We start from the raw sequence: 13536 nt of genomic DNA, 5'->3' as shown, positions 1-13536 counted from the left end.
ATCAACAGTCGTGCCGGCTTGGTTTATTGCCGGCACATCTTTTAGAGCAATATTTTACCGCTTCCCAGTTCCGTTCCCACTTTTTGCGCCATGTAAATGGCCGCTGGCACACCGGACACATTTTCTGCGGTAAATCAGACTTCTTCATTTTTGCTCAGTTTTGTCAGAAAACGCTGACCGTCTTCCCGCATAGCCGCGATTTTCTCTTCCGCCATTCTGTCGTAGCTTTTATAGACAAACGCCATTCTCGGGTTCTTCCTTAACTTGTCCTGATGGGCATCGAGGAAGCGCCAGTACAGGTAGTTGAACGGACAGGCTCCTTCTCCGGTCTTTTTCGACACACTGTAACCACAATGCTTGCAGTAATCAGACATCTTATTGATGTAGCTGCCACTTGCTACATAGGGTTTGCTAGCGAGATTGCCGCCATCGGCGAATAAAATCATGCCGGAGACATTAGGTAATTCGACCCACTCGTAGGCGTCTGCGTACACCAGCAGGTACCACTCCTGCACTTCAGCGGGTGATAACTCACACAATAATGAAAAATTACCTAACACCATCAAACGCTGAATATGGTGTGCGTAGGCATGTTTTTTAGTGTCAGTAATGCACTGACGCAGACAATTCATATTGGTGTAGCCGTCCCAGAAAAAGTCGGGCAAGGTTCTTTTTGCATTGAAATAATTATCTGTCTGTAACCCCGGCATGTAATGCCAGTAAAACCCCCGCACAAATTCACGCCAGCCAATGATCTGGCGGATGAAACCTTCTACGGAATTGAGGGGGGCTTCACCGGCATGCCAGGCGGCTTCTGCCTGCTGAACCACCTCACGGGGACTGAGCAAACCGCAATTGATATAAAAGGACAGATGGGAATGAAACAACCAGGGCATGTTATGACGCATGGCGTCCTGATAGCGGCCAAAGTCCGGTAGCCGTTCGTCAATAAAGCGGTTTAATACCTCAAGTGCGCCGGCACGATCGGTAGCATAATGAAAATCATCTAATTCACCAAAGTGATCACCGAACTCTTTTTCAACCAGACTGATCACGTCCCGGGTTATCTCATCGGGCTCAAATTTTACCGGTGGTGGCGGAGTGACACTGGCGGGCATGGACTCACGGTTCTTCGCATCGTAGTTCCAGTCTCCCCCCGCCGGCACACCATTTTCCATAAGAATGCCGGTTTCTTTGCGCATTTCCCGGTACCAGAATTCCATACGAAGGGTTTTCCGTCCTTCAGCCCATTCAGCAAACCTCGCTTTACTGGCATAGAACCGTTCGTCGGGTAACAGATCCACAGGCACACCGAGCTGACTTTCCCATTGCTGCATACTCTTCAGTAAACGGTATTCACCCGGTTCAGTGACAACGATATTATCAACATCGTGTTTGCTCACCAGCGCTTTTACTTCATTCAGCAAGCTACCCTGATTGTCAGGGTCATCGTACTTTCTGTAATTTACTTTGAAGCCGTCGTCTTTCAGTTCTTCTGCGAAATGCCGCATAGCTGAAAATAGAAATGCAATCTTCTTCTTATGGTGCTTCACAAAAGTGGCTTCTTCTTTCACCTCTGCCATCAATAAAATATCGCGGGTTTTCACCGCGTCAGTGATCACCGGTAAAGTGGCGGTGAGCTGGTCGCCAAGTATCAATCGCAGAGTACAGCCCATGGTTACCCCTTAATTTCATTAAAGGCGTCCAGTGCCCGTTGTCGTGACGCTTTTAGATCCACCAGAGGTTCAGGATATTGCTCTCCGAGCACGATACCAGCCTGTTTGAGCGTTGCCTTGTCCGCCTCCCAGGGCTTATGAATATATTTGTTTGGCAATTTTTTCAGTTCGGGACACCAGGTACGTACATATTCGCCCTGCTTGTCGAATTTCTCCCCCTGCAACACCGGGTTAAATACCCGAAAATAGGGCGCGGCGTCGGCACCCGACCCCGCCACCCACTGCCATCCGGCGGTGTTATTCGCACCGTCAGCGTCAGCCAGACAATCCCAGAACCAGGCTTCTCCCTCACGCCAGTCGGTAAGCAAGTTCTTCACCAGAAATGAGCCGGTTATCATCCGTACGCGGTTGTGCATATAGCCGGTATGCCATAATTCCCGCATGCCTGCATCGACAATAGGGATACCTGTGCGGCCCTTCTGCCACGCTTCCAGATCTTTCTGACTCCGGCGCCATGGAAACTTATCGAACTTCTCATTGAAGTTCTTATCGGGGAAGTCAGGAAAATGATAAATAAGGTGGTGGGCAAATTCACGCCATCCCAGTTCACTCAGATAGGTATCGATATTCTTATCATCACTGTTGCCAAAGGCATCCTTAATGGCATACCAGATTTGATTAGGAGATATTTCTCCGGCATGAAGATGAGGGCTGAGCAACGATGTGCCCTGCACTGCCGGAATATCCCGGTCGGTTTTATAATTCGCTGCGGCTTCGTCTATGAAGGTAGCAAGCCGGTCTGCTGCTCCGTCTTCTCCCGGTGTCCACATTTTTTCAATGCCATCGAACCACTGAATATCAGGCATCAGGCCGAGTTCATCAATTGACGTGCCTGCATTGTCCACATCCGCGTAAGTGATTCTGGCTACCGGCGCCTGGGGAAAGCGTGGCTCAGCTGCCTGTAAGCAGCCTTTACGGTAAAACGGCGTAAATACCTTATAGGGTGATCCTGATTTATTCTCAATGTCCCAGGGCTCCCACAACAACGAACCATTGAAACTCTTCACCGTTTTGCCGTCATCTTTCAGAGCCTGCTTCAATTTTTTGTCTCTGGCCACATGCCAGGGCTCATACAACCGGTTCCAGAAGATATGCTGCACATCGAACCGTGTCATGAGTTCAGGAATGAGTTCTGCCGGATCGCCGCTGAATACCTGCAAATGGCCGTTAAGGCGATCATTAAGGGAGTTTAATGATTGATGTAACCACCATTTAGTTACACTACCGGGGAGTCGTTTTTCCGGCACAAACGTATCTGCAATATATACAGGGATAATTTTTCCAAGGTCGCAGGCGGCGTTCAGCGCGGGATTATCTTTCACGCGCAAGTCCTGACGGAACCACATAATGCTGACGGGTACCGGCACGTTGTTATCCTTTTTATTCAGAATGATGCAATAGATACGGCATTGTAATAAATCTGATTACAAACGGGTGAAAATTAAGGTTTTGTAATGAAAACATCGCACTATACAAATAGCAGTTATCCGGCCCGTGTGAGGGGCATTTTCTGGTTCCGTCAGGATTTACGGCTTGACGATATGCCGGCACTGGAAGCGATGTGTCAGAACGTTACGGAGTTGCTGCTGGTATTTGTCAGAGATAGCCGGCTGTCAGAAACCACACCTTTCGGCACACAACGTACCGGCGCAATCAGAGAGCGGTTTATCGCTGAATGCCTGGATGAACTGGATGATGCCCTGGTACCTCTTGGCCAGAGGTTACTTGTTCTCGAGGGCAACCCGGCAGTTGTCATTCCAGAACTGATAAAAAAATACGATGTAAGCTGGCTTGGCGCACATGTGAATCCCGGTTTTTACGAATTGCAGGACTGGCAACATGTGGTTGATGCCTGTGACGGTATTAATACGGTGTATAAAGAAGCGGGATCCCTGTTTAACAAGTCTTCGCTCCCCTTTTCTCTGAATGAAATGCCCGGGCAATTTACACAATTCCGCAAACAAACAGAGAGGAACACAATACCGGAGTTACCATTAGATCCTCCGGTATCATACCCACCGCCCTTCGCCACCGAAGTGCAATCTGTGACGGCTGTACATGAGAAAAGCAAAACACCTCCTCTTTTTCGTGGCGGAGAAAATGCTGCGCTGGAACGGCTGAATGAGTATTTATTCAAACACCGGCATGTGCTGCGTTATAAAGAAACCAGAAATGCGCTGGATGACGAAACGGGCAGTACACGTTTCTCGCCATGGCTTGCGGCAGGCGCCTTGTCTCCCCGCAGGGTATATTTTGAGCTCAGGCGTTTTGAAGATGAAGTGGAAGCCAATGAGTCCACATACTGGGTTTATTTTGAATTATTGTGGCGGGAGTTTTTTCATTTTGCCCAGCTTAAGCTCGGCAAAAACTGGTATCTGCAGGCAGGACTGCGGGATGAAAAACGTCCAGGCCATTACGATGCGGACAAAATAATCTGTTGGCAACAAGGAAGAACTGGCTACCCGATTGTTGATGCCTGCATGCGGCAACTGATGCAAACCGGTTTCATGTCTAACCGGGGCAGACAACTGGTTGCCAGTTGTCTGGTCCATGAGCTGGGACAAAACTGGCAATACGGGGCGGCCTGGTTTGAACAATGTCTGGTAGATTACGATCCCGGCAGTAACTGGGGTAACTGGCTCTACCTTGGAGGAGTGGGTCATGATCCCCGTGGTCACCGCCAGTTTGACCTTGAAAAGCAGACGAATATGTACGATCCGGAACGGACATTTATCAACAAATGGCTGAGCTGAAGCCCGATATTGCGGTGGTATGGCTCAAACGGGATTTACGTCTGCGGGATCATGCCCCCCTGAAAGAAGCCGTCCGGAGCGGCTTGCCGGTGCTGTTAGTATTCTGTTATGAGCCGGAACTCATGCAGGATCCGCACATGAGCGACAGACACTGGCGATTCATCTGTCAGAGTATCACCGATTTAAACGGGCAGTTGCCGGGATTTGCCGCAGTATTGACTACCACCCGTACAGTTGAAGCGACCTTCAGCGAAATAGCAACGCACTGTACAGTCCGGGAAGTGTACAGCTATCAGGAAACCGGGCTTAAAATTACCTTCGATCGTGACTTGTACATGCAGGCCTGGTTTCAGGCACGGCAAATACGTCATATTGAATTTGCCAGCGGCGCTGTAAGCCGGGGACTGATAAACCGCCGGAACTGGGAAAGACACTGGAAAGCGGTAATGTCACAGCCTGTTGACGACATTACCTTATCCGCAGTGAACTGGTGGCAATGGACGACATCACCGCTGAGAAGTATCGCAGCCTCGCCCTCTTATCCGCATTGTGAACTCATGCAGCCCGGCGGTGAACGACGCGGATGGCAGGTTTTAAAACACTTTCTTGCAGATCGGGGCAAGCGATACCATCAGGGCATATCCAGGCCGGCGGATGCACGTATCACCTGCTCACGGCTCAGTCCTTATCTTGCATGGGGTAATCTGTCAGTGAAACAGGTCTTTCAGTATATTGAATACCGTAAGTCTGAACTCATTCATCAGCCCGACGGTGACGGAGCGCTCTGGAAGAAGGCCCTCAATGCACTGATGTCCCGTATCCACTGGCACTGCCATTTTATTCAGAAATTTGAAAGCGAACATGAAATGGAGTGGCGGGCACAAAATGCGGGATATGCAAGCTTTCCTTACATCGACGGACCGGAGGCCAGCAGACGCACCTGGCTGTGGATAAACGGGAAAACAGGTTACCCGCTGGTGGATGCCTGTATGCGGGCGCTCGCTGCCACCGGCTACCTCAATTTCCGCATGCGTGCCATGGTAACCAGTTTCCTGTGTCACCATATGAACGTACACTGGCGGCACGCGGCAGAATACCTTGCCCGTGCTTTTCTTGATTTTGAGCCCGGTATTCATTTTCCGCAGATTCAGATGCAGGCCAGTATTACCGGTATACACACCGTCAGGTTATATAATCCTGCAACCCAGTCGGCCAGGCTCGATCCTGAAGCCGTGTTTATAAAAAAATGGGTACCGGAACTAAAAAATCTGCCGGCAGCGCTGTGTCATAATCCGGCAGATATTCCGCCGCTGGAAGCAGCCATGCTGGATTTTGATATACAACGGGATTACATGCTGCCGGTGATTGATATCAGACAGCACAATAAACAAACCGCAGAGCGGCTGTGGTCTTACAGGGAAAGAGAAGAGGTGCTCAGAGAGTCAGCCCGGATCGTCAGAAAGCACACGACATCCGCGAGTCCTTCCCGGCGCTGGTTAAAATCCGGGGCTAGCGCTTCTGATCTTTAAGCCACTGATTCAAAAGACGGATTTGACCACACTTGTAGGCTGCATAGGTTATGCGTAACGCGTTGGACAGTACTTCACTGTCACTCCATCCGGTTTTATCGCTGATTTCTTTATAGCACTGCATGGCTTCGGGGCTGACATAGCCACGAACCATTTTTTTTCCTGCTGCTTTTTGTCTTTCGCGGAAACGACGCTGTTTTTCAGCATTGGCGGAAGGATTGGCTTTTTTCTTTTCAGTCATACCGTTGTCATCTCGTGATTACGTGCACAGTGTAACATGTAAATTTTCACAATAAATGACTGTTCAGAGTTGTTTAGCGTACAAGTGTTCGCTAAATTACCACGCTGAAAATCTAACAACAAAGGGATATCATGTCCGACAAACAAAATAGTTTTAACCGTGAAGACTTGCTGGCCTGTAGCCGCGGTGAAATGTTTGGGCCGGGTAATAGTCAATTACCGGCTCCTAATATGCTGATGATGGACCGTATCAGTCATATCAGTGAAGAAGGCGGTGAGTACGATAAAGGCGAAATCATTGCCGAACTGGATATCACTCCTGATCTGTGGTTCTTTGACTGCCACTTCCCGGGTGACCCTGTAATGCCTGGCTGTCTGGGTCTGGATGCCATGTGGCAGCTGGTGGGTTTCTTCCTTGGCTGGAGCGGTGGCCCCGGTAAAGGTCGTGCTCTTGGCGTAGGAGAAGTGAAATTTACCGGTCAAATTTTGCCTACGGCTAAAAAAGTAACCTACCGCATCAACATGAAGCGTGTAGTTAAACGTAAACTGTTTATGGGTCTGGCTGATGGTCAGGTTGAAGTAGACGGCCGTGTTATTTATACCGCGAAAGATTTGAAAGTCGGTCTGTTCCAGGACACGTCTAAATTCTGACTTCTTTCAGGTATAAAAAAGCCCCGTTAAATCGGGGCTTACCTATACTGAAAGAGATGCTTAACGCACGTTGAATCCTAATTGTCTGTCTTCAACGGCTTCCCTCCAGCCTCCGAGCCATTGTGACCTGGCGTCAAAAGCCTGAAATGGACAGTTCTCCTTTGAACGACCGCTGATACCAGCTTGATACCCTTTTGCGTGTGCACGCGTCAATTTATCTCTTTTTTGTCGTTTCATTGATAAGCCTCTTTTGATTATTTAACTGTGCCGTGATTGACTATCGGGCTCTCCTGTCAGTATGGGTTGATGGTGCCTTCAAGTTTTTTCACGCACATATATGTGATAGTGCAGAGGCAGGCTTGGTTCAACTTAATTAAATTTTTTTTGGTATTGACAAATAGTAAGTTAATGAAAATTTGTCTAATTTAATGTTACATTTTTTTGTCATAAATATTACGTTTTTTAAAACGTCAAACTATATGTACAAAAAAACCGCACATTGGTGCGGTTTTTGATAGGCTCGCTATACATATTTAGCACAGTTTACGTGCTATGCAGCGGCTAAACAGTGCTCATTTCACATTACTGTTTACGTCGTCTGAACGCGAGTAAGCCGCCTGTTAATAACAGCCACCATGGAGAAATTGCCGCACCTTTACGCTCGTAAGCCACATCGTCAATTTCATCTTCAGGAATGTCACAGGTCTCCACTTCACCGTTTTCCAGCGGCGTGAGTTTCACTGCAATAATGGTATCGTCGATGGGCGTTTCACCTTCATCGTCAATCACTTCCACACCCGTTACATAACGTTCACCGGTACGGTAGCGGGCATTTGCAATAATCTCATTGCTGTCATTGATACCGATGGCGTCGACAATGGTGTATACACTGTCACAAGGTAACAAATCGTTCAGATCCGTCATTTCTTTCGCTTCAATGTCGTACATGAAGCCGTGGGTTTCACGGTTTGTATCAACAGTGGAGTCGTATTCTGACGAGCCAACCACTATGTTATTATTGTTGATGCCTTTACCTTCTGAGCCGGCATTGGTAAAGAAGCCTTCCGGATACAGTGCTTCACCTGTGTCCAGGTTGTAGACGAACACACGGTTACGGGCAGTATCATTAGGGGCACGTAGTACGTAACCTGTTACCCAGTTGTCATTGTTAATGGCAACTGCTTCAGACATGATATTTTCGTCACGGGGTAACATTTCGGTTGTTTCGCCTTCTGCATAACTCACTGCAACATTCAGGCGCTCATAGCTATAACCTGAAGGACGGCGGATGTAAGCAATTTCGTCAAGAGATGACGCACCTACAGCAATACCCTGATCATTAATATCCTGCGCCAGCGACCAGTATGCAGACTCATCGTCGGCATCAGGTTCAAACACCAGCGGATACGTATCTGTAGTAATCGTGTTGCCGTTAGCATCCAATTGCCAGACAGTGGCACGGATATGCACACCCGGCGTTGAACGGTCGCCCACGGCCGGTAAACGGAAGCCGTAGGTGGATGTATCTGAAGATGCGTCTACCCGGATACTGCGGTAACAATATTCCACAGGAATGTCACCACGGGTTTCTTCTTCTTCACAGGCTTCAATGGCGTCATCAATGCCTTCAATGTGGTCAACCATGCTGCTGCCCACAACCTGAAGATTGCTGTTAATGGCAAACGCCTGACTGAGGCCGTTTAACGTATCGTCTTCAGAAGCCAGCAGTTTGGTTTCACCGTTTACACTGACAAAGGCCGTAGACTTGATGTCGTTAAGTACATAAGTGGTATCGTTGCCGTCTTCATCTTCATAATCCAGCTCGTAATACGGGCCTTCAGTTGAGCCGGTAACATAATCACCGTTCAGACTGTCACGTGCATAGGTTGTAACCGCATGGGCGTAATCATCAAACAGTTCCGACCACGCATCCAGACCGGGGATGAGATCGGCATCTGTCGTATCTGTGATATACGAGCGGTAAGGCGTCAGGTGCTGGTAAACAAAAGCATTCCGGGCAGTCGTGCTGTGAGACAGTAAACCGGTAACAATCGTGGTGTAATCCACATCTGAGAAAATGCCCTGTCTGACGTCGTCTTCACTTTCGAAAGTCGATGCATTGTTGTCGATAAATCCGGATTCTTCCAGAAAATCGAGGTCGATGGGTGGATTAAATTCTGCTGATGTCATCGTCACCGTGAAGCCGGACTCGTCGATAGACTGGGCAAAATTGTTAATACTGATATCCCTGACTGGTACAGGTGTGACTGTATAGGTGGCGGCCAGGGCAGAAGCTGACGCAGTGGTCATTGCCATGGCAGCGGCAAGCTGTGTTAATTTCATTTATAATCCTAATTACTGCTGAGTGTCTTCCAGCATGCTTTCCAGTTCATCCCAACGCGCATATTTCCGGGATAGGGTTTCTTCTGTTTCTGATAACGTGGCCAGAGTTGCGGCTGTGCTGTCGGCAGTTTGTTTAAAAAACTCAGGATCATTCACTTGTTCCTGTAATTCTGCTAACGCGGTTTCCAGCGTTTCTATCTCTGCAGGCAGAGAATCCAGTTCATGTTGATCTTTATATGATAACTTTTTCGTCTTGCGTACTGAAGACTTTGGCTTAGGACTGTCAGAAACCGGTTTAGTTTCATCTTTTACCTTTGCCTCTGCAGTTTTCTGTGCTGCATTTTGCTTATACCAGCTCTCCACATCTGTGAAGCCGCCGATAAATTCTTTGAGCTCACCCTCGCCTTCAAACACCAGGCAACTGTTAGCGACGTTATCCACAAACTCTCGGTCGTGGCTGACAAGTAATACCGTGCCTTCATATTCATTCAGCAAGGTTTCCAGCATTTCCAGCGTCTCAACATCCAGGTCGTTGGTCGGTTCGTCGAGCACCAGTAAGTTGCTGGGTTTCAGCATCAGCTTTGCCAGCATCAGACGGTTTTTCTCACCACCTGACAGGGATTTTACCGGGGCATTCACCCGCTCCGGGGTAAATAAATAGTCCTGCAGATAACTGATCACATGTCTGGGGTGACCATTCACCATCAAATCACGCTTTCCGTCACCGACAGCGTCAATAACTGACTTCTCAAGTTCCAGGCCGTGGCGATGCTGATCAAAATACGCAACTTCCAGATTAACGCCCTGGCGGACGTTACCGGATTGGGGAGCCAGTTCACCCAGTAATAACTTAATAAGGGTAGATTTACCGCTACCGTTCGGGCCGATGAGCGCTAATTTATCGCCCCTTAACAGGTTTAGGTTAAGGTGTTTAACGATGGCTTTCTCGCCGTAGCTGTAACTGGCGTCAGTTACCTCGAACACCATTTTACCTGAGCGGGAACCGGCATGTTGTGCTACCACAGCGTTGCCCTGGGTTTCGCGACGGGCTTTACGGGTTTCACGAAGCTTTTTAAGTGCCCTTACCCTGCCCTCATTACGGGTCCTGCGGGCTTTAATGCCCTGACGGATCCACACTTCTTCCTGAGCGAGTTTCTTATCAAACTCTGCATTCTGAGCAGCCTCGATATCCAGATCCTGCTGTTTCTTTTCCAGGTAGGTGGCGTAGTTACCGGGGTAACTGGTCAGCGAACCGCGGTCGAGATCCACAATACGGGTTGCCATGTTGCGAATGAATGCACGATCGTGACTGATAAAAACGATTGCACCGCGGAACGCCGTTAAGCTTTGTTCCAGCCAGCGAATCATTTCAATATCAAGGTGGTTAGTCGGCTCATCAAGAAGTAATAAGTCGGGCTGACGCACCAGCGCTCTGGCCAGTGCCGCTTTTCTTCTCCAGCCACCGGACAGCGTGGACAAAGACATGTCCGCATCCAGTTTCAGCATGGTAAGGGTTTGTTCTATTTGCTGCTCGAATTGCCAGGCATCACGGCTTTCGAGCGCTTCCTGCAGGTGTTGCAGTTTATTCAGGTTAGCTTCGGAAGGATCATCCGACACCTTACGGGTCTGATGAAAATACTGCTTAAGAATATCGCCCACATCGGCAAGCCCTTCGGCTACATAGTCAAACAGTGAGATATCAACAGTTTGCGGAGGATCCTGTTCGAGTCTCGCAACAATGGTTTTACTGTCGATAATACGCTGCCCGTCGTCAGCGATAATGTCTCCGGCCAGCACTTTCATAAGCGTGGATTTTCCACTGCCATTTCGTCCGACCAGGCACACCCGTTCTCCGGGTTGAACCACTAATTCAACGCCATCCAGTAATGGCGGATTACCGTAGATAACGGTGATGTTTTTTAACTGAATTACACTCATGATAAAAAGGATTCTGCCTGTTCTACGTCAAAAGGCCAGCCAAGTTCGGCACCGGTATCCATGCGTTTGATCACAGGAATACGGACTGCATACAGATGATACAGGTTTGCGTCGTTGCGGATGTTACATTTTGTAATGTCCAGCAACGGCGCCTGGTGAGTTTGTGCCAGCACATCACTGGCAAGATCACATAAATGACAACCCGGTCCTGTATAAAACGCTAATTTCACTTCTTCAACGTCCAGCATTGGTGAATATTTGCATGACGGGCGAAATCTTCCGGAATAGTCTTTGCGGTAATATCTTCAATGTCTTTATATCCGGCTCCGGCTAACGCATCAGTATCAAGTTTGAAGCCCCGGCGGTTATTCGAAAACATCACTTCACCGCCATCATTCAAACAACGGAACGCATCTTTCAGTAAAGCAACGTGGTCGCGCTGAACATCAAAGGTATCCTGCATACGTTTTGAATTTGAAAACGACGGCGGATCGATAAAAATAAAATCGTATTTGCCGGGGTGTGTTTTGAGCCACGTCGTACAATCAGCCTGAATAAAGGCATTGGCGCCTTTCACTTTATTCAGTGTCATGTTGTCTTTCGCCCAGTCCAGATAGGTTTTCGACATATCGACAGTAGTCACAGAACGGGCACCACCCAAAGCAGCATGCACAGAGACACTGCCAGTATATGAAAACAGGTTCAGAACATCTTTATTTTTCACCCGTTGTGACACCAGTTTACGGGTGTCACGGTGATCCAGAAATAATCCTGTATCAAGATAATCTGTCAGGTTAACCAGCAGTTTCGCACCGTTTTCGTAAACAGTCAGCCGATCACCTTTCTGATCCATTTTTTCGTACTGGTTTTTACCCTTCTGCTGACTGCGCACTTTTAACGCAATTTGCTTCGGGTTTGTGCCGGTTACTGCCGGCAAATGCAACAGTACTTCCTGTAAGCGGCGACGTGCTTTGTCTTCAGAAATGGTTTTCGGTGGCGCATATTCCTGCACAACCAGCCAGTCACCATAAACATCAATAGCCACATTGTAATCAGGCAAATCGGCGTCATAAATACGGTAACAGTTGATGTCCTGTTGCTTTACCCAACTTTTCAGCTTTTTAAGATTCTTTTTAAGCCGGTTAGCGAATTCGTGATTCACCCCGTCTGACCCAAATTGCCGGCAGTTGTCTTCATCCATGACATAATTAACCAGCCGGCATTCCAGCTTACCGTTATTCATGCCGTAGTCTTTTGACGAGCGCAGTTTCATCATTCGTAATAAATCGCGGTTGCTGCTGAGCAGGGACACATGCCAGCCTGACCAGGCCGCTTTCAACTGCTTACCCAGTTCTGAAAAGGTCGGGATAAGGTCTGTGAGTTCGCCGAGCCGTTCGCCATAAGGCGGGTTACTCACCAGATAACCGGCTTCTTTAACCTGAGGTTCAGCTTTCAGCGCATCGCAGCTATCAAAATGAATGTCTTTAAATACACCGGCCTGATCGGCATTCGTGCGGGCAATATTGATGAGCTTACGGTCAATATCTGTAGCAGTAATACGAATATCACAGGGCTTTTGTGCTGCCAGAGCATCATCGTTAATCTTGTCCCACAGAGGCTGGTTATGTTGCAACCAGCGACTGAAGCCCCAGTAACTGCGTTTGATGCCGGGCGCAATATTTCTGGCAATGTACGCTGCTTCGATAGCGATGGTGCCCGAACCACAAAACAGATCCGTGAGTGGTTTATCTGTGTTTGCTGTCCAGCCTGAGCGGATCAGCATGGCGCATGCCACGTGTTCTTTTAACGGTGCCTCACCGGTTTTCGAACGGTAAGCTCTCTGGTGAAGACTGTTTCCGGACATATCCAGGCCGATGACCACATTGTCCCGGTGTACGCGGGCCCAGATAGGAAAATCTGAAAATTTCTTTTCTACAGACGGCCGTTGATCTAACTCTTCCATAAACTGATCAACAATGGCGTCTTTTATTCGCACAGCACCGAACTGAGAATTTTTAATGGCATGGTTGGTGCCGTTGAACTGTACACTCAACGTGTCACTGGCCCGCAGGTGTTGCTGCCAGTCAACGGATGAAGCGGTATCGTATAAAGATTCTGCTGAGTCACACTTTCCTTCGGCCAGCACCCAGATAACACGGTTCGCCAGCCTGGACCATAAACAAACGGTATAGGCCTGTTCAAGGGTGCCGGTAAACGTTACTGTGCCGGGCGATAAGCGACAAGCAGTATCAGGGCAAAGCGCTTCAATTTCAGCTTTTAACAGCTCATCCAGACCACGGCTGGTTGTAACAATAATTTGATTCATAACACTCATAGAAACTGCAC

12 protein-coding genes are annotated in these 13536 nt (G+C 48.4%); 3 read left to right on the top strand and 9 right to left on the bottom strand.

Features of this window, described 5'->3' with window-relative positions:
• Window position 1 precedes the first annotated feature (1 nt).
• From J3369_RS10190 to J3369_RS10180, 3 genes are read right to left on the bottom strand one after another with little or no spacing between them, the layout of a single operon-like run.
• Window positions 2-148, bottom strand: coding sequence for a DUF2256 domain-containing protein (locus tag J3369_RS10190; RefSeq protein WP_303575182.1), 147 nt, complete (start codon window positions 146-148; stop codon window positions 2-4).
• The gene (locus J3369_RS10185; RefSeq protein ID WP_349586363.1) at window positions 135-1676 is read right to left on the bottom strand and encodes a cryptochrome/photolyase family protein; all 1542 of its coding nucleotides are present in this window, start codon (window positions 1674-1676) and stop codon (window positions 135-137) included. Before J3369_RS10185 ends, J3369_RS10190 begins: the two co-directional genes overlap by 14 nt.
• A 2-nt stretch (window positions 1677-1678) precedes the next feature.
• Window positions 1679-3103 carry a cryptochrome/photolyase family protein gene (locus J3369_RS10180; protein WP_349586361.1) on the bottom strand — a complete coding sequence of 475 codons (1425 nt, stop codon included), beginning with the start codon at window positions 3101-3103 and terminating at the stop codon, window positions 1679-1681.
• Between the two features lie 87 nt (window positions 3104-3190).
• Here J3369_RS10180 and J3369_RS10175 point away from each other — a divergent pair, with 87 nt between their 5' ends.
• The gene (locus J3369_RS10175) at window positions 3191-4489 is read left to right on the top strand and encodes a DASH family cryptochrome (RefSeq protein ID WP_349586359.1); all 1299 of its coding nucleotides are present in this window, start codon (window positions 3191-3193) and stop codon (window positions 4487-4489) included.
• Window positions 4477-6018, top strand: coding sequence for a cryptochrome/deoxyribodipyrimidine photo-lyase family protein (locus tag J3369_RS10170; RefSeq protein ID WP_349586357.1), 1542 nt, complete (start codon window positions 4477-4479; stop codon window positions 6016-6018). The genes J3369_RS10175 and J3369_RS10170 overlap by 13 nt, the downstream gene beginning before the upstream one ends.
• Here J3369_RS10170 and J3369_RS10165 read toward each other — a convergent pair.
• Window positions 5999-6259, bottom strand: coding sequence for a RepB family protein (locus J3369_RS10165; RefSeq protein WP_119501366.1), 261 nt, complete (start codon window positions 6257-6259; stop codon window positions 5999-6001). The genes J3369_RS10170 and J3369_RS10165 overlap by 20 nt on opposite strands.
• A 131-nt stretch (window positions 6260-6390) precedes the next feature.
• On the opposite strand from J3369_RS10165, the gene fabA reads away from it, so the two are divergent.
• Window positions 6391-6909, top strand: a complete 519-nt coding sequence (gene fabA, locus J3369_RS10160) for a 3-hydroxyacyl-[acyl-carrier-protein] dehydratase FabA (RefSeq protein WP_119501365.1) — start codon at window positions 6391-6393, stop codon at window positions 6907-6909.
• Between the two features lie 60 nt (window positions 6910-6969).
• Here fabA and rmf read toward each other — a convergent pair whose 3' ends face one another.
• From rmf to rlmKL, 5 genes are all read right to left on the bottom strand, one after another.
• Window positions 6970-7146, bottom strand: a complete 177-nt coding sequence (rmf, locus tag J3369_RS10155) for a ribosome modulation factor (RefSeq protein ID WP_070124638.1) — start codon at window positions 7144-7146, stop codon at window positions 6970-6972.
• 345 nt (window positions 7147-7491) lie between these two features.
• A complete protein-coding gene (locus J3369_RS10150; RefSeq protein WP_349586354.1) occupies window positions 7492-9252 on the bottom strand; it encodes a DUF3466 family protein in 1761 nt (586 codons plus the stop codon).
• Between the two features lie 12 nt (window positions 9253-9264).
• Window positions 9265-11190: an ATP-binding cassette ATPase Uup gene (gene uup, locus J3369_RS10145; protein ID WP_349586351.1), complete on the bottom strand. Its 1926-nt coding sequence runs from the start codon at window positions 11188-11190 to the stop codon at window positions 9265-9267.
• Window positions 11187-11420 (bottom strand): glutaredoxin family protein, encoded by a 234-nt coding sequence (locus J3369_RS10140; RefSeq protein ID WP_303575190.1) that lies wholly within the window; start codon window positions 11418-11420, stop codon window positions 11187-11189. Before J3369_RS10140 ends, uup begins: the two co-directional genes overlap by 4 nt.
• Window positions 11417-13516, bottom strand: coding sequence for a bifunctional 23S rRNA (guanine(2069)-N(7))-methyltransferase RlmK/23S rRNA (guanine(2445)-N(2))-methyltransferase RlmL (rlmKL, locus tag J3369_RS10135; protein ID WP_349586347.1), 2100 nt, complete (start codon window positions 13514-13516; stop codon window positions 11417-11419). Before rlmKL ends, J3369_RS10140 begins: the two co-directional genes overlap by 4 nt.
• Window positions 13517-13536: the final 20 nt, after the last annotated feature.

The sequence above is a fragment of the Alteromonas sp. NFXS44 genome, from assembly GCF_040148705.1.
GTDB lineage: Bacteria > Pseudomonadota > Gammaproteobacteria > Enterobacterales > Alteromonadaceae > Alteromonas.
The sequence above is the reverse complement of the archived record's forward strand: the minus strand, read 5'-3'. Positions and strand labels throughout refer to the sequence as shown.